The sequence below is a fragment of the Teichococcus coralli genome (assembly GCF_009829925.1).
GTDB classification, from domain to species: Bacteria; Pseudomonadota; Alphaproteobacteria; order Acetobacterales; family Acetobacteraceae; genus Pseudoroseomonas; species Pseudoroseomonas coralli.
In genome coordinates, this window is the sequence record NZ_SNVJ01000009.1 from 43,306 (window position 1) to 65,829 (window position 22,524).

Genomic DNA, 22,524 nt, shown 5'->3' on the forward strand with positions numbered 1-22,524 from the left:
CCGAAGCAAGGCGTGGCATCGGGCACCCGGCGAAGGGGCACCGGCTGGGCAACGCGCCAGCGCCGCCAGGGTTGGGCAGGACCTCCCCCGCCGCGAGAGGAGGGGCAAAAGTCCCCCCGGAACGCGAAAGGGGCTCCCGAAGGAGCCCCCTGAGCCTCAGGCCGCCGCCTCGTGCGGGATGCCCTTCTCGTCGAGCAGGGCGGTCAGCTCGCCGTTCTGGAACATCTCCATGATGATGTCGCAGCCGCCGACGAACTCGCCCTTGACGTAGAGCTGCGGGATGGTCGGCCAGTTGGTGTAGGCCTTGATGCCCTCGCGCAGCTCCATGTCCTCCAGCACGTTCACGCCCTTGAAGGGCACGCCCACGTGGCTGAGGATCTGCACGACGCGGGCCGAGAAGCCGCACTGCGGAAAGACCGGGGTGCCCTTCATGTAGAGGACCACCGGGTTCTCGGTGACCTCGGCCTGGATGCGCTCGAAAACGGGGTTGCTCATGGGTGCCTGTCCTCAGCCTTGAAAGGGCTATTGCGGGGGAGCGGAAGTCTGCAGGGCGAGGGCGTGCAGCGCGCCGCCCATGCGCCCCTGCAGGGCGGCATAGACGAGCTGGTGCTGCTGCACGCGGGAGCGGCCGCGGAACGCCTCGGAAACGACGGTCGCGGCATAATGGTCGCCGTCCCCTGCCAGATCCTCGATGGTGACCTTGGCATCGGGGAAGGCCGCCTTGATGAGGGCCTCGATCTCCGCAGCCGACATGGCCATGCGCGCTTGCTCCTTGCTCCGGTTTCCGTCGGCGCCAGCCTAGCGGGCCATCAGCGCCGGCAGGAAGCGCTCGTGCGCCGCCCGCAGATCGTCCACCGATATGGACCCGGCTCCCGGCAGAACCAAGGCCCCGCCGCCGGTCCGGCCGATGCGCCGCGCGGGCACGCCGGCCGCCTCGGCGGCGGCGAGCAGGGCGGAGGCATCGCGTGCCGCCAGGACATAGCGGCCCTGGTCCTCGCCGAACCAGAAGGCATGGGCGGGAAGGGTGGCGGGCGCGGGGTCCAGGGTGGCGCCGGCGGTTCCGGCGATCGCCATCTCGGCCAGGGCGACCAGGAGGCCGCCATCGGAAACGTCATGGCAGGCGGCGATGGCGCCGGACAGGATCCGGGCGCGGACGAAATCGCCGTTGCGGCGCTCGGCGGCGAGGTCCACGGGCGGGGGCGCGCCCTCCTCGCGGCCGGCGATCTCGCGCAGCCAGAGGGACTGGCCGAGATGGCCGGCCGTCTCGCCGACCAGGACCAGGTCCAGGCCGGGGGCAAGGCCGTAGCCGACCGCCTTGGCCGCATCCTCGATGACGCCGACGCCGCCGATCGCGGGGGTGGGGAGGATGCCCTTGCCCTCGGTCTCGTTGTAGAGCGAGACGTTGCCGGAAACGACGGGGAAGTCCAGCGCCGTGCAGGCGCTCGCCATGCCGCGCACCGCGCTGGCGAACTGGCCCATGATCTCGGGCTTCTCCGGGTTGCCGAAGTTCATGTTGTCGGTGATTGCGAGCGGGCGCGCGCCGGTGGCGGTGATGTTGCGCCAGGCCTCGGCCACCGCCTGGCGGCCGCCTTCCTCCGGGTCCGCCGCGCAATAGCGGGGGGTGACGTCGGTGGTCATGGCGAGCGCGCGGGGGCTGTCCTCCAGCTTGACGATGGCGGCGTCCGCCGCGCCGGGGCGCTGCACGGTCTGGCCGCCGACCGTGCTGTCGTACTGGTCCCAGATCCAGCGGCGGGAACACAGGTCGGGGGAGCCGATCAGGACCTGGAGGGCCTCGGCGAGACCCATCGGGCTCGGGACGGAGTCCGGCGGGAGGAGGGGCTGCTTCGGGGTCTCGGCGGTGGGGCGGTGGTAGAGCGGGGCCTCGGATTCCAGCGGGGCGAGGGGGATGTCGGCCTCGACGGCGCCCTGGTGGCGGATGACGATGTGGCCGGTGTCGGTCAGGTGGCCGATGACGGCGAAATCCAGCTCCCACTTGCGGAAAATGGCCTCGGCCACGCCCTCCCGGCCGGGCTTCAGGATGAGCAGCATGCGCTCCTGGCTCTCGGAGAGCATCATCTCATAGGCGGTCATGCCGGTTTCGCGCTGGGGGACGGCGTCCAGGTCCAGCTCGATGCCGACGCCGCCCTTGCCGGCCATCTCGACGCTGGAGGAGGTCAGGCCGGCGGCGCCCATGTCCTGGATGGCGACGATGGCGTCCGTCGCCATCAGCTCCAGGCAGGCCTCGATGAGGAGCTTCTCGGCGTAGGGGTCGCCGACCTGGACGGTGGGGCGCTTCTCCTCCGAATCCGCGGTGAACTCGGTGGAGGCCATGGTGGCGCCGTGAATGCCGTCCCGCCCGGTTTTCGAGCCGACATAGACCACGGGGTTGCCGATGCCGGCGGCCGCGCTGAGGAAGATGCGGTCCCGCGGCGCGATGCCGACGGTCATGGCGTTGACCAGCGGGTTGCCGTTGTAGCTCGGGTGGAAGTTGACCTCGCCGCCCACGGTGGGGACGCCCACGCAGTTGCCGTAGCCGCCGATGCCGCGCACCACGCCATCCAGGATGTGCTTCGTGCGCGGATGGTCGGGGGCGCCGAAGCGGAGCGCGTTCAGGTTGGCGATGGGGCGGGCGCCCATGGTGAAGACGTCGCGCAGGATGCCCCCCACCCCGGTGGCGGCGCCCTGGTAGGGCTCGATGAAGCTCGGGTGGTTGTGGCTCTCCATCTTGAAGATGGCGGCCAGGCCGTCGCCGATGTCGATCACGCCGGCATTCTCGCCCGGGCCGTGGATGACCCAGGGGGCCTTGGTGGGGAGCTGGCGGAGCCAGACGCGGCTCGACTTGTAGGAGCAGTGCTCGGACCACATCACCGAGAAGATGCCGAGCTCGGTGAGGGAGGGCGCGCGGCCGAGGATGGCGAGCACGCGCTCGAACTCATCCGGCTTCAGGCCGAACTCGGCGGCGAGCTGGGCGGCGCGTTCCGGGGCCAGCGGGGCGGGGGCGGGGCGTGCGGGGGCGGACATGCCGGGCTTTTCGGCACCCGGCGCGCGCTTGTCCAGTGGTGGATTGGTCATGCCCAGGCCAGGCGCACGGAACGGGGGATGCGGGCGCGGCCGCCGGCATCCCGCAAGAGGCGGGAGAGGCTGGAAAACCAGGCCTTGCAGCGGGACTTCGGGGCGCGGCCGGCGAGCAGGCGCACCGGGAAGGGCAGGCGGGCGAGGGTTTCGGACAAAAGGGGATCGGGCAGCAGCCAGGGCGGGCCGGGCAGGGCCGTGCGCAGGCCGATGCGGCGGATGAGCAGCAGGAAGCGGTGGCCGAGGATGCGGTGGGCGCGGCGGGCGGCGCGGAGGATGAAATACTCGATGGCGCGCAGGGGATGGGCGGGGCCAGCCTCGGCCAGGGCCTCCAGCAGGCGCGGCCAGAGGCCGGCATGGGTGAGGCGGCGGAAATACCGCGCGATGGTGTCGGGCTTGCCATAGGCGCCCGGGACCTCCCGCCAGGGGGCCTGGGTGCAGGCGATGTGGAAGATGGCATCCATCCGCGCGCGCAGCTCGGGGATGGGGCGGCCCTGGGGGGAACGGTGCAACAGATAAGGCAGGAGGGCGGCCCATTCCGAGTCGGAGAGCCGGGTCCAGGGGCGGGGCGGCGTCAGACGGGGGGAATGGGGGAGGTGGGGCATGGGGGGAGTGTAGCAGGGTTGGAGGGATTAGGCAAGTTTTCCTATTTTATACCCTGCGGTGATCTTCAACTCGGTAGGCGAGCTTGGCTAAATGATGTTATCACGCGGGTGAGAGCGTTGACGCTTTGAGGGCAAAAATGAGCGGCACAGTTCCGCGTGGCAAACCGAAGGTCACCTTTCTGGAGCAGAATGCGCCGATCGAGGAATATGGCCGCGCACTTTACGCTGTAGCTCGGTCAGTCCTTCGAGCTCATCTGGATGCGCTTTCCCACGAAGATCTTACCGACCTCAATACTCCCTTACGTGAAGTAAGGATGAGGCAATTAGCTAAGGTTGCCCGCATTGATCGCGATCTTGGAATGCGAGGTGACGGCTTCGAGTGGGCTGTTCATGAGGCAGTGCTTGGGAAAGAGCCAAGGGTCATGGAGCCTCTCTCAATTGCCCTCTCAAAATCTTCACAATTTCTTCGAGATGCTGAACCTAGCTCGCTCATGTTCGGGCAGGAAAGAGCTAGATATCTAGGATTTCTTGACGCGGTTGTGGATGAAGCTGGTACTGATGCCTACCTCCTCCCTGAAGGCAGCGGTAGGCCGTTCCGCTTTGGTCCGTGGGTCCAGACAGCAGCGCAGGGTAAAGAGGCAGAGAAAACTCTGCCGGATAGAATTAAAGCAATCTGGAAGACAGATCTTTTTCTTTCTGGAGCAGGAAATCCACGGTACTTGGCTGCAACGGTAAAGTCGAATTTTGCCCAACTTGAGGGTGGGCGCGGTCTCAGAATTGGAATTGTTCCGGAGTCCTCTTCAGGAAATCTTTCTGGTATTCGATATAGCAACAGCCATAAGTTGTGGGTTGTGAGTTTGGCGGATCCCAATGGGTTCATGGGACTCTTCAATGATGCTTATATGGCGGTAGGTCGAGCTATTTGCTATCTGGGAAAACAACAGCCCCCACCTTACTACACAAAACCTAGTGCAAAGGCTGAAAAAGTTCAGCTTCAGCTTCAGAAGTACCCAGATGCCACTGTTCTAGAGATTGAAGGAGCTCTCAACGAGGCCGCTCAGCAGAAGCTGGTCGCAGTTAATAGCCAGCTGGTCGGTGTTAACGCGCCTGATTGGCTGCATGTTAGGGAAATGGCTCCAAGAATTATTACTGCAAAACCAAAATTCGAGAAGCTAGACTAAATATTCCAGCGCGTGAGGTGATGTCTCAGGCAGAAAGTGGCTTTCTCAACCATCCAATTCCTGTCGGCTTCCTGCGTCAGCTTTTATAAGGCGCAAATTGGATAGCCCGGACGATTTCTGTCTGGCGAGGCGGTGGTCGCGCAGTTCGCTGGGTGGAAGATAATGGACGACCGAAAGTTCAGGTTCTGCTCCCGGCGGGGAAGTGATGGCAGCCCACTAGCAAAGCGCCCGCCCCCTCACCCCCATCCCAGTTCCTTCAGCGCCCACCCCGAGTTCCAGATCTTGGTCATATGCGCAATCCGCCCGTCCTGGAACCGCATGACGTAGACGTAGTCCGTCCGGGTGGTGCGGCCGGTCGGCGGGCAGGGGCCGCTGGCCAGGTGTGTGCCGATGAAGGTGGCGTAGGCGCAGACGGCGTTGCGCTCGGGGTCGGCGGCGAAGAAATGCAGGTCGTAGGTGCCGTCGGTCAGGACCGCCAGGATGCCGCGCATCCATTCCGTGTACTGCTCCAGGGTGCGGACCTCGGCCAGCGCGTCCGACTGGGCGGCGAAGGTGGCGTCGGGCGTGCAGTGGGGGCGGCAGGCCTCCCAGCCCTGGCCGGTCTCGCAGGCGGTGAAGAAGGCGCGGGCCGTCTCGGTCTCGGCGTGCATGGGGCGGCTCCTCCGGCGGGCAGGGCTGAGGCTAAATGTTCTGGCTCCGGTATGAATATGCGCCGGGCGGCGCCCGTCGGGTGGAGCAAGGCATGTCCCTCGCGAAATCGTGTGGGCAAGGGGCGGGCGGTGGCGCGGAGAGGCGTGTGTTGCGCAGGAGATACAGCCAAGCGGGGTCGGCGGAACGGCTGCCTGCGTGATTGAACCCCCGGTGAACCCCGCGCTAAAGTTGCTTATGGACGAGAGCTGGACAACCCTGGACAGCCCGGACGACCTTCGTCTGGGCGAGGTGATGCCCGCGTGGTTCGCCGGGCGGATGATGGCGGACGAGTGGCGGTTCGCGCTGCTGCTTTCGACGGGGCAGGTGATGCTGATCCGGCGCGTCGATGCGGTGCATCTTTCCCCTCATGGGCTGGTGCTGCTGGACGTGGACATGCAGCAGGAGGCCGAAGGGTTCGCGGCGCCGGGCGGGGTGCTGGTGGCGCCCACGGGGCGGGCGCGGGCCACGGTGAACCTGGCGCATGTGATCGCCGCCTACGAGGTGGCGGACGCGCCGGTGGAGCTGGAGGACGAGGCGGGCTTCTGAGGGCGCGCCTCGCGGTGGCTCCGGGCCGCGCCCCTGTTCCGACGCGCCGCCGCAGGGGCGGGGGGGCATGCCCTGCCCGGCCGGAAGGGTTCCCCCCCCCCGGGCAGTTGCCTGCGTTCCACCCGCCGCCGGGTCCTGACCGGCGGGAGCGTGGGGCGGAGCCCCCTTCGAAGCCCCTTTCGGAGCCCCCTTCGGAGCCCCTTTCGGAGCCCCCTTCGGAGCCCCTTTCGGAGCCCCCTTTCGGAGCCCCCTTTCGGAGCCCCCTTTCGGAGCCCCCTTTCGGAGCCCTCTGCGGGGCGCGCCGCCGGGCCGCGCCGCCGGGCCGCGCCCGTGGACGTGTAGCGTGAGCTGGCCGCATCGGGTGGCACCGCGGGAGCGATCGTGCGCCAATAACGGCCGCGCGGCCGCCGACGGAGCGCGCCCTCGCTGAAGGAATGCCCCGCCGGCGTTGTGTCCCGCGCAGGAGGGTTCACCATGAGGTTCCATCGCGCGGAAGCCCCGCTTGCCTTGCTCGCCGGCTCGCTGGTCGTGGCCGGGATGGCGTGGGGGCAGTCGTCGGTCAAGCCAGCCATCTGGCCCGAGACGCCGCCCTGGGCGCTGGGGGACATGCCCCAGGGCAAGGCGGACACGGCACGGGACGTGGGCGACAGGAGCGGTGGTCCGGCGAGTTGCCGGCCGGTCTATTCAAAGAATGCCCGGTTCATCCATTCCGGCTTGGGGGAGCCGGAAAAGGGTGACTACGGCTTCGCGCTGGTGCGGATGGAGTGCCCGGCGCTCCGGTGAGGCCGCCCGCCATGCGGGCACCGGCGGGCCGGGAATGCGGAAGAGGTGGGGCGCGGTGCGCGCCGCCCCTCCGGCGCGTTCAGGCGGCGGCGAAAGTGTCCGCGATGCTCTCGAAGAGGGGCAGGCCATCGGTGCCGCCCATCAGCGGGTCCACCAAGTCCTCCGGGTGGGGCATCATGCCGAGGATGCGGCGGTTCTCCGAGACGATGCCGGCGATGTTGTTGCGGGCGCCGTTGCGGTTGGCGGCCTCGGTGACCTCGCCCCCGGGGGTGACGTAGCGGAAGGCGACGCGGCCGTCCTTTTCCAGGCGCTCCAGCGTGGCGTCATCGGCGAAGTAGTTGCCGTCGCCATGGGCCATGGGGGCGCGGAACACCTCGCCCTGCTGCCAGCGGCTGGTGAAGGGGGTGTCGGTGCGCTCGACGCGCAGGTGGCAGTCCATGGAAAGGAAGCGCAGCGAGGCGTTGCGCAGCAGGGCGCCGGGGAGGAGGCCGGCCTCGGCCAGGATCTGGAAGCCGTTGCAGACGCCCAGGATGTGGCCGCCGCGGGCGGCGAAGTCCTGCACCGCGGGCATGATGGGCGAGCGGGCGGCCATGGCGCCGCAGCGGAGGTAGTCGCCGTGGGAGAAGCCGCCGGGGAGCACGACGAGGTCGGTGCCGGGGGGGAGGGCGGTTTCCTGGTGGAAGAGGATGGCGGGCTTGCGGCCGGTCGCCTTTTCCAGCGCGATGGCCATGTCGCGCTCGCGGTTGGTGCCGGGGAAGAGGAGGATGACGGCGTTCATGGCTGGTGCGTCCTCGGCGGGCAGGGGGGCGTGCGGTGGGCGACGGGGTGGAGGGATGCGGGGCGGTTCATTCGAACCAGACGCGGAGCCAGTGCAGGCCACCGATGACCAGGATGGTGCTGACGGTGGCGATGGCGGCGGCGGTGACCCAGAGGTCGATGCGGGCCTTGCCGCGGGCGACGAGGCCCTGGCGGCGGCGCGCGGCGGCGACCTGGGGCAGGCGGTCCTGCCGCCAGCGGAGGCCCATGCCGATCACCACGGTGAGCAGCAGCATGATGAGGAGCGAGAGCTTGATCATGCGGCGTGGCTCCCTGGGTGGCGAACCCCTGAATGGCGAAACTCTAAGTGGCGAAACTCTAAGTGGCGAAACTCTGAGTGGCGAACCTCTGAGCGGCGGGCCGCGCGAGGCGGGCGGTCAGGCCAGCTCGACGCGGAAGCTCTCGATGACGGTGTTGGCGAGCAGCTTGCGGGCCATCTCCTCGGCCAGGGCGCGGGCCTTGGCGGGGTCGGTCTCGGCCAGCTCCAGCTCGATGATCTTGCCGGTGCGGACCTCGCCGACGCCCCCGAAGCCGAGGGTGCCGAGGGCATGGCCGATGGCCTTGCCCTGGGGGTCCAGCACGCCGGCCTTGGGCATGACGGTCACGATCGCCTTGGTCATTTTCGGCTCCGCGGAGGGGGACATCACTGCATGGCCTCCGGGCCCTTCATGTCGCGCGCGCCGGCCTCGGGCAGGATGCCGAGGCGGCGGGCCACTTCCTGGTAGCCTTCCTCGACCTTGCCGAGGTCGCGGCGGAAGCGGTCCTTGTCCATCTTCTCGCCGGTATGGGCGTCCCAGAGGCGGCAGTTGTCGGGCGAGATCTCGTCGGCGAGGACGATGCGCATCTCGTCGTTCTCGTAGAGGCGGCCGAATTCCAGCTTGAAGTCCACGAGGATGATGCCGACGCCGAGGAACAGGCCGGAGAGGAAGTCGTTCACCCGCAGCGTGAGGGAGACGATGTCGTCCAGGTCCTGGGTGGAGGCCCAGCCGAAGCAGGTGATGTGCTCCTCGGAGACCATCGGGTCCTGCAGGGCGTCGTTCTTGTAGTAGTACTCGATGATCGAGCGCGGCAGGCGGGTGCCTTCCTTGAGGCCCAGGCGGGTGGCGAGGGAGCCGGCGGCGACGTTGCGGACCACCACCTCGAGCGGGACGATCTCGACCTCGCGGATCAGCTGCTCGCGCATGTTGAGGCGGCGGATGAAGTGGGTCGGGATGCCGATCTCGTTCAGCCGCGTCATCAGGTATTCGCTGATGCGGTTGTTGAGCACGCCCTTGCCGGTGATGACGCCCTTCTTGGCGCCGTTGCCGGCGGTGGCGTCATCCTTGAAGTACTGAACCAGGGTGCCGGGCTCCGGTCCCTCGAACAGGACCTTTGCCTTACCTTCATAGAGCTGCCGGCGTCGCGCCATGGTTCACGAATCCCTCTCGCCGCCGAAAGCGGGGGCCGGCGGTGCCGGGGGCGCTATAGCAAAGCGGAACGGGAGGCGCCACCGCCCGAGGCCCGCATTCTACGCATGCGCGAGGCCCGGGCGGCGGGAGGAAGCCGAGGGCCTCAGCCCTCGATCTGCACGCCGGTGAGGCGGACCATCTCGGCCCAGCGGCCCACCTCCTGCTGCTGGAAGGCGGCGAAGGGGCCGGGCAGCATGGGGTCGGCGGTGAAGCCGGCGGCGGTCAGGCGCTCCTCCACGCTGGGGTCGTTCAGCCCGGCCAGCATGGCCTTGGCGATGCGCTCCACCGCCTCGGGCGCGGTGCCGGCGGGGGCGAAGAGGCCGAACCAGGCGTCCACCGCGAGATAGGGGGCGCCGGCCTCGGCGGCGGTGGGGATGTCCGGGAAGTCGGAGAGGCGGGCGGGGGCGCCGACCTCCAGGGCGCGCAGGCGGCCGTCGCGGATCAGGCTGGCCACCGAGGGGAAGGTGGCGGTGTAGAAGTCCACCACCCCCGCCACCGTGTCGGTCGCCGCCGGGGCGGCGCCGCGATAGGGGATGTGGGTGGCGTCCAGCTTCTCGCGCCGCACCAGCGTCTCGGAGATGACGTGGCTGGCGGAGCCGGCCTGCGAGGAGGCGTAGTTCAGGTGCTCGCGCCGGCCGCGCTCGATCAGGTCGCGCAGGGTCCTGGAGGGGGAGTTGGCGGGCACCACCAGGGCATGGTGCACGGTGGCCAGCTTGGCGACGGGGGTGAAGCTTTTCACCACGTCGTAGGGCAGGCGGGGCATCAGCGCCTGGTTGCTGGCATGGGTCTGGTTGTGGCCGAGCACCAGCGTGTTGCCGTCCGGCGCGGCGAGGGCGGCGGCCTCGGTGCCGATGACGCCGCCGCCGCCGGCGCGGTTGTCCACCACCACGGCACGGTCGAGCGCGGTTTGCGCCTTCTCGCCGAGCACGCGGGCCAGCATGTCGGTCGGGCCGCCGGGCGGGGCGGGAACGATGATGCGCAGCGGGGCATTGTCCGCGCGGGCGGCGCGGCCGAGCCAGGGCAGGGCCAGGGGGGCGGCGAGGGCGGAGGCGAGCAGCGGGCGGCGAAGCATGGGCGGGGCGTTTCCTGCGGTTTGCCGTTTCGTTGCGCCGGCGCGGGGCGGTGTCAAGCCGTGGGCGCGGCGGCCCCGGCCCCGGCCAGCAGCCAGGCGCGGAAGGCGGCCAGGGCGGCGGTCTCCCGGCGGGACTTCAGGCGGGTGAGCCAGTAGGCGCCCAGCGTGACCTCGGCGGCGAAGGGGCGGACCAGGCGGCCCTGGCGCAGGTCGTGCTCGAACATCCGCGCCGGCAGCAGCGCGACGCCGGTGCCCTGCGCCGCCGCCTCGGCCATGGTGAGCGAGGAATCGAAGACGAAGCCGCGGATGGCGGGGGCGGGCAGGTCCACGGCGGCGAACCAGCGCTCCCATTCGTCGAGCCGGTAGGTGCGCAGCAGCGTTTCGCGCAGCAGGTCGGCCGGCTGGCGCAGGCGCCCGGCCAGGGCGGGGGCGCAGAGCGGGGAAAGCGGCGCGGCCAGGAGGCGCGTCGCCTCGGTGCCGTGCCAGGCGCCGTCGCCGAAGCGGATGGCCGCGTCCAGCCCCTCGCCGGCGAGGTCCACGCGGTTGTTGTTGGTCATCAGGCGCAGGTCCACGAAGGGATGCGCGGCGCGGAAGGCGGGCAGGCGCGGCAGCAGCCAGCCGGTGACGAAGGTGCCGACCGCGCCGAGCGTCAGCACCTCGCGCAGGCGGCCGCCCTCGAAGCGCTCCAGCGTGCCGGCGATCTGGCGGAAGGCCTCGGTCAGCACCGGCAGCAGGGCCTCGCCCTCCTCGGTCAGGGCGAGGCCGCGCGGCAGGCGGCGGAACAGCGGCACGCCCAAGATTTCCTCAAGCGCCTTCACCTGGTGGCTGACCGCCGCCTGGGTGACGCGCAGCTCCAGCCCGGCGCGGGTGAAGCTGAGCTGGCGGGCCGCCGCCTCGAAGGCGCGCAGGGCGTTGAGCGGGAGATGGCTGAGGCTCATGCCGCGCAGCATTAGTTTTTCTGGGGACTCTTGCGAAGGATGATCGTTTGTCCCGGCGCCGTCCACCGCGCAGGTTCCGCCGGCCAGCAACGGAACGGAGGCAGGGCATGATCGGCAGGCGGGGATGGATGGGCGGGGCCGCGGCGGTGGCGCTGGGCGGCCGGGCGATGCGCGCCGGCGCGGCCGAGGGCTTCGCGGAACTGGCGAGGACCTTCGCGCGGATCGAGGCGGCGCATGGCGGGCGGCTGGGCGTCGCGGTGCTCGACACCGGCAGCGGGCGGCAGGCCGGGCACCGGCAGGACGAGCGCTTCCCGATGTGCAGCACCTTCAAGCTGCTGGCGGCGGGCGCCGTGCTGGCGCGGGCGGATGCCGGGCAGGAGCGGCTGGACCGGCGCGTCCGCTACGGCAAGGAGGAGCTGGTGACCTATTCCCCGGTGACCGAGAAGCACGCCGGGAGCGAGGGCATGACGATGGCGGAACTGTGCGAGGCGGCGATCACCCTCAGCGACAACGGCGCCGGCAACCTGATGCTGGACAGCCTGGGCGGCCCGGCGGGGCTGACGCGCTGGCTGCGCGGGCTGGGCGACGGCGTGAGCCGGCTGGACCGGCGGGAAACCGAGCTGAACGAGGCGCGCCCGGGCGACCCGCGCGACACCACCACGCCCGCCGCCATGCTGGCGGACATCCGGGCGCTGACGCTGGGCGAGGCGCTTTCCGGCGCCGCGCGGGCGCAGCTCCGGGCCTGGCTGCGCGGCTGCCGGACCGGGAACGCCACCCTGCGCGCCCGGCTGCCGCAGGGCTGGGTGGTGGAGGACAAGACCGGCTCCGGCGCCAACGGCACGCGCAACGACGCGGGGCTGCTCTGCCCGCCGGGCGGTGCGCCGCCCGTGCTGGTCGCCGCCTACCTGACCGGCAGCCCGGCGGATGGCGCGGCGCGGGACGCGGTGCTGGCGGAGGTCGGCGCGGCGGTGGCCGCCGCGGTGGCGGGCCAGGTCCCGCGGGCGCCGGGCTGACAAGGGTATCGGGCTGAAAGGGGCGCCGGGCTGACAGGGGCGCGGGGCGGTGCCGCAGGCATGCCCCGGACGCCCGGTGCCATGGCCGGGACGGGAAGCCGGCGGTGCCTTCCCGCGCCGCCGCTGGGGGACCTGCGCCATGAGGGCCATGCGGAGCGGCGGCGGAGGGTCCGAACTCCCTGCGCCCGGCCTCGCGGAAGCCGGTCAGCCGGAGGCGCGGGCCTTCCGGGGCATCCGGCCGGCGGGGCGTGCGGGGGCTTCCCGTTCCGGCCGCGCGACATTTCCACGAATGCCAAGCGCAACCCTGGCCGCTGCCGGCGTTTTTTCCCGGCAGCATGGCAACCCGCACCCGAGTGACAACGGCCTCCCCACTGAAGCAGGCGCCTTCGCAGCAGCGGCTTCCAAGGCAGATCCTGCGGTGGCGCAGACGGACCGGGAGAGGCCTGCGCGACCGGGTGCAGGACGGGGCATGATCCGCCTTCGCGCGCTCCGGTCCGCCGGGACGCAGGCGCGCCGCGGCGGCCGGCGCTTCTCCCGGATCGTGGCGGGAAGCACCGTTGCGCTGGGTCTCCTGGTGCTGGCCGGATGGAGCCTGCACGGGCCCCTGCGGTCGGGCCTGGCGCCGGCGCAGCCGCCCATGGTCGCCCTGACGGCGATCGGCATCCTGCTGCTGGGGCTTGCCCTTTGGCTTGGCCTTCCGGGCATGGCGCGCCCGCGCGCCAGCCGGAGCTTCGCCGCCTTGGCCGGAATGGTCGGGTTGGGCGGCTTGCTGGAAGGCGTGCTGCCCTCGCCCTGGCGGCTGGACGCGCTGGCGCAGGACCTGCTGTTCGGGCCGCTGCCGCCGGATGCCGGCATGGCCGGCGCCACTGCGGCGGGCATCCTGGCCATCGCGCTCGGCCTCCTTCTGCAGAATGCCCGGCGGCCATGGCTGTGCCACGCCTCCCGGCTCGCCGCGCTGGCCGGGCTGCTGATCGCGCTGGTCGGCCTGCTTGGCTACGCCTATCACCTGACGGCCGTGCGGCAGGACGGCCCCTTCTCCCGCATGGCGCTGAGCACCGCACTGGCCTTGGCCGCGCTCGCCCTCGGCACGCTGCTGTCGCGGCCCTGGCAGTTCGGGGCGCTGGCGGTGGCGGGCGGGGGCGGCGCCGTCCTTCGCCGCCTGCTGCCGGTGGTGCTGCTGGCGCCGGCCGGCCTCGGCTGGCTGCAGTTGCGCGCCGTGCAGGCCGGCTGGCTGGCGCCGGAGATGGCCACCGCCGCGCTGGTGGCGATCCTGAGCCTGAGCCTCGCCGCGCTCACGCTGCGCAGCGCGCAGGTGGTCGGCGGACGCAGCCGGGCGCAGCGGCGGATGAACGCGCTGCTGGAGCAGCGGGTCGCCGCGCGCGGCGCCGAGCTGGCGCAGGTGCAGGAGGCGCTGGTGCAGGCCCAGAAGATGGAGGCGGTGGGGCAGCTCACCGCCGGGCTGGCGCATGACTTCAACAACCTGCTGACCGGGATCATCGGCGGGCTGGAACTGCTGCGCGGGCGGATGGCGCAGGGGCGGACCGACGGGCTGGAGCGCTACCTCGGCACCGCGGAGGAGGCGGCGCGGCGGGCGGCGGTGCTGACCCACCGGCTGCTCGCCTTTTCCCGGCGGCAGGCCCTCGACCCCCGCCCGACCGACGCCAACCGCCTGGTGCAGGGGATGGTGGAGCTGATCGCGCGCACCAGCGGGCCGGGCATCGCGCTGGAAACCGCGCTGGCGGCCGGGCTCCGGCCCGCACTCTGCGACCCGCACCTGCTGGAGAACGCCATCCTCAACCTCTGCATCAACGCGCGCGACGCGATGCCGTCCGGCGGACGGCTGACCATCGGCACGGCCAACCAGGAGATCGATGCGCGGGAGGCGCGGACCTGGAGCCTGCCGCCCGGCGACTACGTGCTGGTCTGGGTTGCCGACACCGGCACCGGCATGGCGCCGGATGTGGCGACCCGTGCCTTCGACCCCTTCTTCACCACCAAGCCCGCGGGGGAGGGCACCGGCCTCGGGCTCTCCATGATCTACGGCTTCGCCCGGCAGTCCGGCGGGCAGGCGCGGATCCAGTCCCGGCCGGGCGAGGGCACCCGGGTCAGCCTTTGCCTGCCCAGCTACCACGGGCAGGCGGAGGGCGAGGCTCCGCGGCCGGAGCGCGGGGCGATGCCGCGGGCGCCGGGTGGCGAGACGGTGCTGGTGGTGGACGACGAGGCGGCGGTGCGGATGGTGGTGGCCGAGGTGCTGCAGGACCTCGGCTATGTGGCGCTGGAGGCGGCCGATGCGGAGGCCGGGCTGGAGGTGCTGCGCGCCGGCGCGCGGGTGGACCTGCTGGTGACCGATATCGGCCTGCCCGGCGGCCTCGACGGGCGACAGCTGGCGGCGGCCGCCCGGCGCCTGCGGCCGGCGCTGCGGGTGCTCTTCATCACCGGCTATGCCGAGACCGCGGTGGGGGAGGATGGCCGCCCGCAGCCGGAGCTGAACGTGCTCGCCAAGCCGTTCACGATGACGGCGCTGGCGGCGCGGATCCAGGGCCTTGCCGCCGCCGCCTGAGCCGGCGCGGATCCACGGTCTTCGCCGCCGCCTGAGCCGGCGCGGATCCACGGTCTTCGCCGCCGCCTGAGCCGGCGCGGATCCACGGTCTTCGCCGCCGCCTGAGCCGGCGCGGATCCAGGGACCTGCCGCCGCCGCCTGAGCCGGCGCGGCGGCGGGCGGCCGGGTGCTCAGGAGAGCATGCGGGTGTCGCCGTCCACGCTGATGGCCTGGCCGGAGATGGTGCGGCCGCGCGGCGAGGCGAGGAACAGGATCTGGTCCGCCAGCTGCTGCGGCGTGACGTATTCCTTGATGGAGGTGAAGGAGAAGGCGAGCCGCTCCATCTCCGCGAAGCCGACGCCGCGCTGCTGCGCCTTGGCCTCCAGCACGCGGCGCTGGCGGTCCCCGGCGACCAGGCCGGGCAGGATGGCGTTGACGCGGATGCCGTCCGCGCCAAGCTCGATCGCCAGCGACTTGGTGAGGCCGATGACGCCCCATTTCGCCGCCGCGTAGGGCGCGCGCAGCGCGAAGCCGAACTTGCCGGCCGCCGAGGACAGGTTGACGATGCTGGGGTTGGCGCTCTTGCGCAGATGCGGGATGGCCAGCCGCGCGCAGTTGAACTGGCTCGTCAGGCAGACCGAGAGGCAGCGGTCCCAGTCCTCCGGGTTGATCTCGTCGAGCCTGCCGGTGGGGCCGGCGATGCCGGCATTGTTCACCAGCACGTCCAGGCCGCCGAGCCCGGCCAGGGCGGCATCGAACAGCGCGGCGACCTCGGCGCGGTCGGCCACGTCCGTGCGGCGGTGACCGACGCCGGCGGGGAGGGTGGCGAGGCCCGCCGCGTCCACGTCGCAGGTGAAGACCTTGGCGCCCTCGGCGGCGAAGGCCTCGACGATGGCGCGGCCGATGCCCGCCGCGCCGGCGGTGACGAGAACGCGGGTGCCGTTCAGTTCGAGATCCATGACTGTCCGTTTCCTTCCCTCAGGGAAGGCCGGAGGAATGAAGTCCCCCCCCCCCCTGCTTTCTTTTGCCAATCTGGCGCCGCGCGGAACTCCCACGCGGGGAACGCGAAGCAAAGCGATGGGGGTCCGGGGGAATTCCTGCCCCCCGCCTTTCACCCCCGTGGCAGGCCGCCGCGCTCGATGATGAAGTCGGCGGCGCGGGTGATGTCCTCGGCGATGGCGGCGCGCGCGGCCGCGGCATCGCCGGCGCGGATGGCGGCCAGCGCGGCGGCATGGCAGCGCAGCATGTGGCCGGCCGAAAGGCGGTCGCGCGAGTGGCGCAGGTCGAGGTTGATCACCGGCCCCGCCTTCAGCCACAGGCCCGCGATCATCGCGGTGAGGGTCGGCAGGCCGGCGGCGGCGTAGATGGCGAAGTGGAAGTCGCGGTTCAGCCGCACGGCCTCCGCGGCATCCGCGCCGGCATCGCCGCGGTGCAGGGCGGCCTCGGCGGCGATGATGCCCTCAAGCTCCGCGGCGCCGCGGCGGGTGGCGGCCAGCGCGGCGGCCCAGCCCTCCACCTCGGCGCGGACAATGGAAAGCTCGCGGAACTGGCTGCACGTCATGACCGGCACGCGCACGGCGCGGTTGGGGGCCACTTCCAGCGCGCGGTCCGCGATCAGCCGGCTGACCGCCTCGCGCACGGGCATGACGGAGACGCCGAGCGCCTCCGAGACGTCGCGCAGGGAAAGCTTCTCGCCGGGGGCGACGCGGCCGGACACCAGCAGGTCGGACAGGTGCGCATAGGCGGCATCCGTCAGCGTGCGGCGCTCCAGCAGCGGCAGGGTGGTGAGGGCGTGGTTCACGCATTCCCTCTGGACAATCCGGTGCGGTTCGGCAAGTCTGCCTGTGATCACAGATCACGACAAGGGATCGGATCACGGCCAAGGGGCCGAACACAGGCCCCGCCGATCGAGGAGAGGACAACGAGATGACCGAGCTTCCCCGCATCACGCGGCGCGGCGCGCTGCTGGGCGCCGCCGCGGTGCTGGCCGCCCCGGCGATTTCCCACGCGCAGTCCGACGTCGTGCGCATCGGCCACCTGACGCCGCGCACCGGCTTCCTCGGGCCGCTCGGCGAGTTCGCCGTGCAGGCCGCGCAGCTCGCGGCGGAGGAGGTGAACGCCGCAGGCGGCATCAACGGCCGCAAGCTGGAGATGCTCTACGAGGACAGCGTCAATCCGCAGACCGCGAGCGCCAAGGCGGAACGCTACATCCAGCGCGACAAGGTTTCCTGCATCGTCGGCGAGATCAACTCGGCCTCGGCGCTGGCGATCGGCCAGGTGGTGCAGCGCGAGCGGGCGCTGTTCATCAACACCGGCGCCAATTCCGACGCGCTGCGCGGCAGCGACTGCCGCAAGACGATGTTTCACGTCGAGGGCCAGAACTCGATGTACGTGAAGGCCGTCGGGCGCGCGCTGGTGGAGAAGGGGCTGATCAAGGGCAAGAAGGCCTATGCGCTGACGGCGGACTACGCCTTCGGGCATGACCTGCTGAAGGTGGCGAAGCGCTTCATCGACCAGAACGGCGGCAGCATCGCCAACGAGGACCTGGTGCCCACCGACCTGACCGACTTCTCGCCCTTCCTGCTGAAGCTGCGGCAGGCGCGGCCGGATGTGGTGGTGGTGAACCTGGCGGGCGCGCAGATCACCAACTTCCTGAAGCAGTATTCCGAATACGGGCTGCGCTTCCCGGTGGCGGGGTTCGGCTTCGACACGGCCCTGGCCTGGGGCGCGGGCAAGGGCAACTTCCTGGGCACATGGCCGACCATGTGGCACCACCTGATCGACAACCCCGAGGCCAAGAAGTTCACCGCCGAGTTCCGCAAGCGCTTCGGCAAGCCGCCGGAGAACCAGGCCTGGGGCGACTACAACGCGGTGAAGATCATCGCCAAGTCGATGAACGACATGAAGAGCACTGATCCGATGCAGGTGGTGGCGCACCTGGAGAAGGGCGCCAAGTTCGACGTGCTGAAGGGGCGCGAGAGCTATTTCCGGGCGCGCGACCATCAGCTGATGACGCCGATGTACGCCATCACCGCGCTGCCGCCGGAGAAGCAGACCGACCCCTACGACATCTTCACCTCCTCCGGGCCGATCCCCGGCCCGGACGAGAGCCTGGAGGCCATCGCCTCCACGCCGGAAGAGGCGGCCTGCACCTTCCCGAGCTGAGCCCGGCCTGACGCCGAACCGGGCGCGCGCGCCACGCCGCTGGCGCGCGCGCCCCCGTGCCGCAGGAGCCCTCGTCCGGGAGGCCATGCCTTGGAACTCGTCTTTCTGTTCGAGCAGGTCCTGAACGGCCTGCTGATCGGCGCCTACTACCTGCTGATCGCGCTCGGGCTTTCGCTGATCTTCAGCCTGGGCGGCATCGTCAACCTGGCGCACGGCGCCTTCTATGCCATCGGCGCCTACCTGGCTGTCACGCTGGCCCCCTCGATCGGCTTCGGCGGCGCCTTCGTGGCGGCGCCGGTGCTGGTGGGGCTGCTCGGCATGGTGATCGAGCGCTTCCTGCTGCGCCGCTTCTACCGCGCCGACCCGATCCTCTCGCTGCTGCTGACCTTCGGCCTCGCCATGGTGGCGGAGCAGGCGCTGCGCATGATCTACGGCGCGGCGCCGGTGCCCTTCTCGATCCCGACCGCGCTGCGCGGGCAGGTCTTCATCGGCGACTTCCTGCTCTCGCAGTACCGGCTGATGATCCTGGGCGTCGCGGCGCTTTGCGTGCTCGGGCTGTGGCTGCTGCTGCAGCGGACCTATTTCGGCCGCGTGGTGCGTGCCGGCGTGCAGAACCCGGACATGGTGGGCGCCCTCGGCATCTCGCTCGCGCCCTACATGTCGGCGGTGGTGGCGATCGCGGTCGGGCTCGCCGCGCTGGCGGGGGTGATGCTGGCGCCGATCACCGGCGTGCACCCCGCCATGGGCGCCGAGATCCTGACCTTCGCCTTCGTCGTCGTCGTCATCGGCGGCCTCGGCTCCTTCTGGGGCGTGGTGGTGGCGGCCATCATCGTCGGCGTGGTGCGCGGCATCGCCGCCTTCTACTTCCCGCCGGCCACCGAGGCCTCGGTCTATCTCCTCATGCTGCTCGTCCTGCTGCTGCGCCCGCGCGGCCTGTTCGGCGAGCGCATCGCCAAGTTCGAGTGACCCCAGGGGGACATGGTATGCGAAGCGACATCCGTTCCCTGCTCGTCGCCCTGGCGGCGGTCATCCTGCTGCCCTTCGTGCTGCCGCTCTTCGGGCTGACGCTGATCTCGGCGACCGACGTGGTGATCTACGCCATCGCGGTGATGGGGCTGAACATCCTGGTCGGGCATACCGGCCTGGTCTCCTTCGGGCATGGCGCCTGGTTCGGCATCGGCGCCTATGCCGTCGGCATCATCCAGCGCTACCTCTTTCCCGGCGACATGATCCTGCCGGCGGTCGGCGCGGTGCTGGTGGTGGCGGCGCTGGCCGCCGTCGCGGGCGCGCTGATCCTGCGCCGGCGCGGCGTCTATTTCTCGCTGCTGACGCTGGCGCTGACGGCGATGCTCTACACCATCGCCTTCCGCTGGACGTCGCTGACCGGCGGCGAGAACGGCTTCGGCGGCATCACCCGCTACGCCGTCCTGCAGGACATGCTGCCCTATTACATCCTGACCGCCGCGGTGGCGCTCGGCGTGGTCTTCCTGCTGTGGCGCTTCCACCACGCGCCGGCGGGCACGGTGCTGGTGGCGATCCGCGAGAACGAGCAGCGGGCGCGCTTCATCGGCTACAGCACCGACCGCTACAAGCTGCTGGCCTTCGTGCTCTCGGCGAGCGTGACGGGGCTGGCCGGCGTGCTCTCGGCCTACAACCACCGCTTCGCCTCGGCGGAGCCGATCGCCATCGCCTTCTCGGGCGAGCTGCTGGCGATGGTGGTGATCGGCGGCATGCGCAGCTTCCTCGGGCCGGCGCTGGGCGCGCTGTTCTACATCCTGTTCCGCGAGTTCCTCTCGATCTACACGCCGAACTGGCTGCTGTTCTTCGGCCTGCTCTTCGTCGGCTTCATCGTCTTCTCGCCGGACGGGCTGGTGGGCGTCGGGCGGCGGTTGCTGGCGCCGTTCCAGAAGAAGCATGTGGAGGGCGCCGCCATGGCCGCCCGCCGCACCGAGAGGCCGGAGCCGGTGCCGCCGCGCTTCGTCCGCCCGGGCACGGCCAGCGGGCCGGTGCTGGCGGCGGAAGGGCTGCGCAAGCGGTTCGGGCGCATCCATGCCGTGCAGGGCGTGAGCTTCGCCGTCGGCGACCGCACGCTGCACGCGCTGATCGGGCCGAACGGCGCCGGCAAGACCAGCGCCTTCAACCTGCTCTCCGGCATGTTCCCGCCCGACCAGGGCCGCGTCATGCTGGATGGCAAGGAGGCGACGGGGCTGGCACCGGAGGACATCACCCAGGCCGGCATCGGGCGCTCCTTCCAGATCACCAACCTCTTTCCCGACCTTTCCATCGCCGAGAACCTGCGGCTGGCGATCCAGGCGCGGCACCCGGCGCGCTTCGGCATCTGGCGCAGCGCCCACAGCTACCCCGACATGGCCGATGACACCGACGCGCTGCTGCGCTGGATGGGGCTCGCCGGCATCGAGCGGGCGGAGGCGGGGGCGCTCTCCTACGGCGGGCAGCGGCTGGTGGACATGGCGGTGGCCGTCGCCACGAGGCCGCGCGTGCTGCTGCTCGACGAGCCGCTGGCCGGGCTCGCCACCGCCGAGCGGACGCGCGTCGGCGAGCTGATCAAGCGTGTCTCGGCCGACATCCCCGTGCTGCTGGTCGAGCATGACATCGACCGCGTCTTCGCCCTCGCCGACCGGGTGACGGTGATGAACGACGGCGAGGTGCTGGTGGACGGCACCGTGGAGGACGCGCGCACCGATCCGCGCGTGCAGGAGGTCTATCTGGGCTCCGGCGCCAGCGCGATCGCCGCCAAGCCGCGCGCCTCGGCGGTGGTGGAGACGCCGCTGCTGAAGCTGGAGGGGATCAACACCTTCTATGGCAAGAGCCATATCCTGCAGGGCGTGACCATGCAGGTGCGGCAGGGCGAGATCACCGCGCTGCTCGGGCGCAACGGCGCGGGCAAGTCCACGCTCCTGAAGTCCATCATGGGCATCACGCGCCCGGCCAGCGGCTCAATGCAGCTCGCCGGGGATGAGGTGGCGGGGCTCAGCGCCGACCAGATCGCGCGCCGTGGCGTCGGCTTCGCGCCGCAGGGGCGCGGGCTCTTCGCCGGCATGAGCGTGGCGGAGAACCTGGCGCTGGGACGGCTCAAGCGGCTGACCGGCGCCGGGCAGCACTGGGACGAGGAGAAGGTGCTGGAGTTCTTCCCGCGCCTGAAGCAGCGCTGGAAGACGCCGGCCGACGCGCTCTCCGGCGGCGAGCAGCAGATGGTGGCCGTCGCCCGCGCGCTCTCGGGCGACACCCGCCTGCTGCTGCTGGACGAGCCCTTCGAGGGGCTCTCGCCCGCGGTGACGGAGGAACTGTTCGAGGCCTTCGACAAGCTGCGGCGGGAGATCTCGATCATCATCGTGGATCACAACCTCGACTTGGCGCTGGCGCTCTCCGACAGCACGGTGGCGCTGGAACGCGGCGCGGTGGCCTGGACGGGGGAAAGCCGCGCCTTGCGCGAGGACCTGGAGCTGCGGCGGAAGGTGCTGTGGCTGTGAGGAGGGAAGAGAAGGCTGGGGGAATGAATTCCCCCAGGCCCCCTTCTTTTTTTTGGCAGTCTGGTTTCTGGCAGTCTGGGCAACGCGGGCTGCGGCCGGGTTCGCAGGAGGTCGATGACCTCCGGCGCGCGGCGTCGCCAAGGCCTTTGATGGAGGGGTCCGGGGTGACACTGTCACCCCGGCGGGAGGGGGCCGGGGAGGGCGGCGCCCTCCCCGGAGCGGGCAAACGGGGGACAAGGGCATGAAGGTGGGCATTGTCGGCGCCGGGCTGATCGGCCGCGCCTGGGGCATGATCTTCGCGCGCGCCGGCTGGGACGTCGCGCTGCACGACACCGGCGAGGGCGTTGCGCGGGCGGCGGTGGGGCTTTGCGCCGAGGGGCTGCGCGACCTCTGCGCGCAGGGGCTGTGCGACGATCCGGACGCCGCCGCGGGGCGCATCCGGGCGGCGGGGTCGCTGGCGGAGGCGGCGGAAGGCGCGGAGCTGGTGCAGGAGAACGGGCCGGAGCGGCTGGAGGTGAAGATCGCGCTGTTCAACGCGCTCGACACGCTGGCGCCGGCGGAGGCGATCCTGGCCTCCTCCTCCTCGGCCATCCGCACCTCGACCTTCACGGAGAAGCTGAAGGGGCGGGCGCGCTGCCTGGTGGCGCATCCCGTCAACCCGCCGCACCTGATCCCGCTGGTGGAGCTTTCGGGCGCGCCCTGGACGGCGCCCGAGGTGATGGAGCGCGCGCGCGAGATCTATGCCGGCATCGGGCAGGTGCCGGTGACGGTGCGGAAGGAGATCGAGGGCTTCGTGCTGAACCGGTTGCAGGGCGCGCTGCTGGCGGAGGCCTTCCGGCTGGTCTCGGAAGGCTACGTCACGCCGCAGGACCTCGACGCCACGGTGAAGGACGGGCTGGGGCTGCGCTGGTCCTTCATGGGGCCCTTCGCCACCATCGAGCTGAACGCGCCCGGGGGCATTCCCGACTACTGCGCGCGCTACACCGGCTTCTACAAGCGGCTGGCGGCCGACCCGGCGAAGCCGGAGGTCTATGAGGAGCCGGCGACGCAGCGCATCCTGGACCAATGGCCGGCGGCGGGCGACCCGGCGGCGCGGATGCGCTGGCGCGACCGGCGCCTGGCGGCGCTGCGGGCGCACAAGAATTCCCAAGCGGAGGACTGAACC

22 protein-coding genes are annotated in these 22,524 nt (G+C 71.0%); 9 read left to right on the forward strand and 13 right to left on the reverse strand.

The features are described 5' to 3' along the window. Positions 1-156 precede the first annotated feature (156 nt). From grxD to E0493_RS11960, 4 genes are read right to left on the reverse strand one after another with little or no spacing between them, the layout of a single operon-like run. On the reverse strand, positions 157-495 hold the full coding sequence (gene grxD, locus E0493_RS11945; RefSeq protein ID WP_160937181.1) for a Grx4 family monothiol glutaredoxin: 339 nt from the start codon (positions 493-495) through the stop codon (positions 157-159). Positions 496-522: 27 nt separating this feature from the next. Beyond that, positions 523-759 carry a BolA family protein gene (locus tag E0493_RS11950; protein ID WP_160937182.1) on the reverse strand — a complete coding sequence of 79 codons (237 nt, stop codon included), beginning with the start codon at positions 757-759 and terminating at the stop codon, positions 523-525. A gap of 39 nt (positions 760-798) precedes the next feature. Continuing rightward, positions 799-3,021: a phosphoribosylformylglycinamidine synthase subunit PurL gene (gene purL / locus E0493_RS11955; RefSeq protein ID WP_160937183.1), complete on the reverse strand. Its 2,223-nt coding sequence runs from the start codon at positions 3,019-3,021 to the stop codon at positions 799-801. Positions 3,022-3,068: 47 nt separating this feature from the next. Further along, positions 3,069-3,677 (reverse strand): transposase, encoded by a 609-nt coding sequence (locus E0493_RS11960; RefSeq protein ID WP_160937184.1) that lies wholly within the window; start codon positions 3,675-3,677, stop codon positions 3,069-3,071. A 137-nt stretch (positions 3,678-3,814) separates the two neighbouring features. Between E0493_RS11960 and E0493_RS11965 the strand changes: the two genes are divergently transcribed. Next, positions 3,815-4,858: a hypothetical protein gene (locus E0493_RS11965; RefSeq protein ID WP_160937185.1), complete on the forward strand. Its 1,044-nt coding sequence runs from the start codon at positions 3,815-3,817 to the stop codon at positions 4,856-4,858. Positions 4,859-5,094: 236 nt separating this feature from the next. On the opposite strand, the gene E0493_RS11970 is transcribed toward E0493_RS11965, so the two are convergent. Then, positions 5,095-5,508 carry an ester cyclase gene (locus E0493_RS11970; RefSeq protein WP_160937186.1) on the reverse strand — a complete coding sequence of 138 codons (414 nt, stop codon included), beginning with the start codon at positions 5,506-5,508 and terminating at the stop codon, positions 5,095-5,097. 196 nt (positions 5,509-5,704) lie between these two features. On the opposite strand from E0493_RS11970, the gene E0493_RS11975 reads away from it, so the two are divergent. Next, on the forward strand, positions 5,705-6,094 hold the full coding sequence (locus tag E0493_RS11975) for a hypothetical protein (RefSeq protein WP_160937187.1): 390 nt from the start codon (positions 5,705-5,707) through the stop codon (positions 6,092-6,094). A gap of 474 nt (positions 6,095-6,568) precedes the next feature. Beyond that, the gene (locus E0493_RS11980; RefSeq protein WP_160937188.1) at positions 6,569-6,877 is read left to right on the forward strand and encodes a hypothetical protein; all 309 of its coding nucleotides are present in this window, start codon (positions 6,569-6,571) and stop codon (positions 6,875-6,877) included. Positions 6,878-6,956: 79 nt separating this feature from the next. Here the strand turns inward: E0493_RS11980 and purQ are convergent, their stop codons facing one another. From purQ to E0493_RS12010, 6 genes are all read right to left on the reverse strand, one after another. Then, the gene (gene purQ / locus E0493_RS11985; protein WP_160937189.1) at positions 6,957-7,655 is read right to left on the reverse strand and encodes a phosphoribosylformylglycinamidine synthase subunit PurQ; all 699 of its coding nucleotides are present in this window, start codon (positions 7,653-7,655) and stop codon (positions 6,957-6,959) included. Between the two features lie 67 nt (positions 7,656-7,722). After that, positions 7,723-7,953 carry a hypothetical protein gene (locus tag E0493_RS11990; protein WP_160937190.1) on the reverse strand — a complete coding sequence of 77 codons (231 nt, stop codon included), beginning with the start codon at positions 7,951-7,953 and terminating at the stop codon, positions 7,723-7,725. A gap of 117 nt (positions 7,954-8,070) precedes the next feature. Then, positions 8,071-8,313, reverse strand: a complete 243-nt coding sequence (gene purS / locus E0493_RS11995; RefSeq protein ID WP_160937191.1) for a phosphoribosylformylglycinamidine synthase subunit PurS — start codon at positions 8,311-8,313, stop codon at positions 8,071-8,073. 23 nt (positions 8,314-8,336) lie between these two features. After that, a complete protein-coding gene (gene purC / locus E0493_RS12000) occupies positions 8,337-9,101 on the reverse strand; it encodes a phosphoribosylaminoimidazolesuccinocarboxamide synthase (RefSeq protein ID WP_160937192.1) in 765 nt (254 codons plus the stop codon). A gap of 143 nt (positions 9,102-9,244) precedes the next feature. After that, positions 9,245-10,213: a Bug family tripartite tricarboxylate transporter substrate binding protein gene (locus E0493_RS12005; protein WP_160937193.1), complete on the reverse strand. Its 969-nt coding sequence runs from the start codon at positions 10,211-10,213 to the stop codon at positions 9,245-9,247. Between the two features lie 53 nt (positions 10,214-10,266). Next, positions 10,267-11,151: a LysR family transcriptional regulator gene (locus tag E0493_RS12010; protein ID WP_160937194.1), complete on the reverse strand. Its 885-nt coding sequence runs from the start codon at positions 11,149-11,151 to the stop codon at positions 10,267-10,269. Between the two features lie 107 nt (positions 11,152-11,258). On the opposite strand from E0493_RS12010, the gene bla reads away from it, so the two are divergent. Continuing rightward, positions 11,259-12,164, forward strand: coding sequence for a class A beta-lactamase (gene bla, locus E0493_RS12015; protein WP_160937195.1), 906 nt, complete (start codon positions 11,259-11,261; stop codon positions 12,162-12,164). Positions 12,165-12,633: 469 nt separating this feature from the next. Further along, positions 12,634-14,724, forward strand: a complete 2,091-nt coding sequence (locus E0493_RS23730) for an ATP-binding protein (RefSeq protein WP_268894115.1) — start codon at positions 12,634-12,636, stop codon at positions 14,722-14,724. A 170-nt stretch (positions 14,725-14,894) separates the two neighbouring features. Here the strand turns inward: E0493_RS23730 and E0493_RS12025 are convergent, their stop codons facing one another. Together E0493_RS12025 and E0493_RS12030 are read right to left on the reverse strand one after the other, a co-directional pair. Beyond that, positions 14,895-15,662 (reverse strand): SDR family oxidoreductase, encoded by a 768-nt coding sequence (locus E0493_RS12025; RefSeq protein ID WP_160937197.1) that lies wholly within the window; start codon positions 15,660-15,662, stop codon positions 14,895-14,897. Positions 15,663-15,814: 152 nt separating this feature from the next. Beyond that, a complete protein-coding gene (locus E0493_RS12030; protein WP_160937198.1) occupies positions 15,815-16,504 on the reverse strand; it encodes a GntR family transcriptional regulator in 690 nt (229 codons plus the stop codon). Between the two features lie 125 nt (positions 16,505-16,629). On the opposite strand from E0493_RS12030, the gene E0493_RS12035 reads away from it, so the two are divergent. The 4 genes from E0493_RS12035 to E0493_RS12050 all read left to right on the forward strand — a co-directional run bounded on the left by E0493_RS12035 (position 16,630) and on the right by E0493_RS12050 (position 22,521). Beyond that, positions 16,630-17,868 carry an ABC transporter substrate-binding protein gene (locus E0493_RS12035; protein ID WP_160937199.1) on the forward strand — a complete coding sequence of 413 codons (1,239 nt, stop codon included), beginning with the start codon at positions 16,630-16,632 and terminating at the stop codon, positions 17,866-17,868. Positions 17,869-17,958: 90 nt separating this feature from the next. Then, positions 17,959-18,834, forward strand: a complete 876-nt coding sequence (locus E0493_RS12040) for a branched-chain amino acid ABC transporter permease (protein WP_160937200.1) — start codon at positions 17,959-17,961, stop codon at positions 18,832-18,834. A 17-nt stretch (positions 18,835-18,851) separates the two neighbouring features. After that, entirely contained in the window at positions 18,852-21,359 is a 2,508-nt protein-coding gene (locus E0493_RS12045) for a branched-chain amino acid ABC transporter ATP-binding protein/permease (RefSeq protein ID WP_160937201.1), read from the forward strand. Positions 21,360-21,600: 241 nt separating this feature from the next. Beyond that, positions 21,601-22,521 carry a 3-hydroxyacyl-CoA dehydrogenase gene (locus tag E0493_RS12050; RefSeq protein WP_160937202.1) on the forward strand — a complete coding sequence of 307 codons (921 nt, stop codon included), beginning with the start codon at positions 21,601-21,603 and terminating at the stop codon, positions 22,519-22,521. The last annotated feature ends 3 nt before the right edge of the window (positions 22,522-22,524 follow it).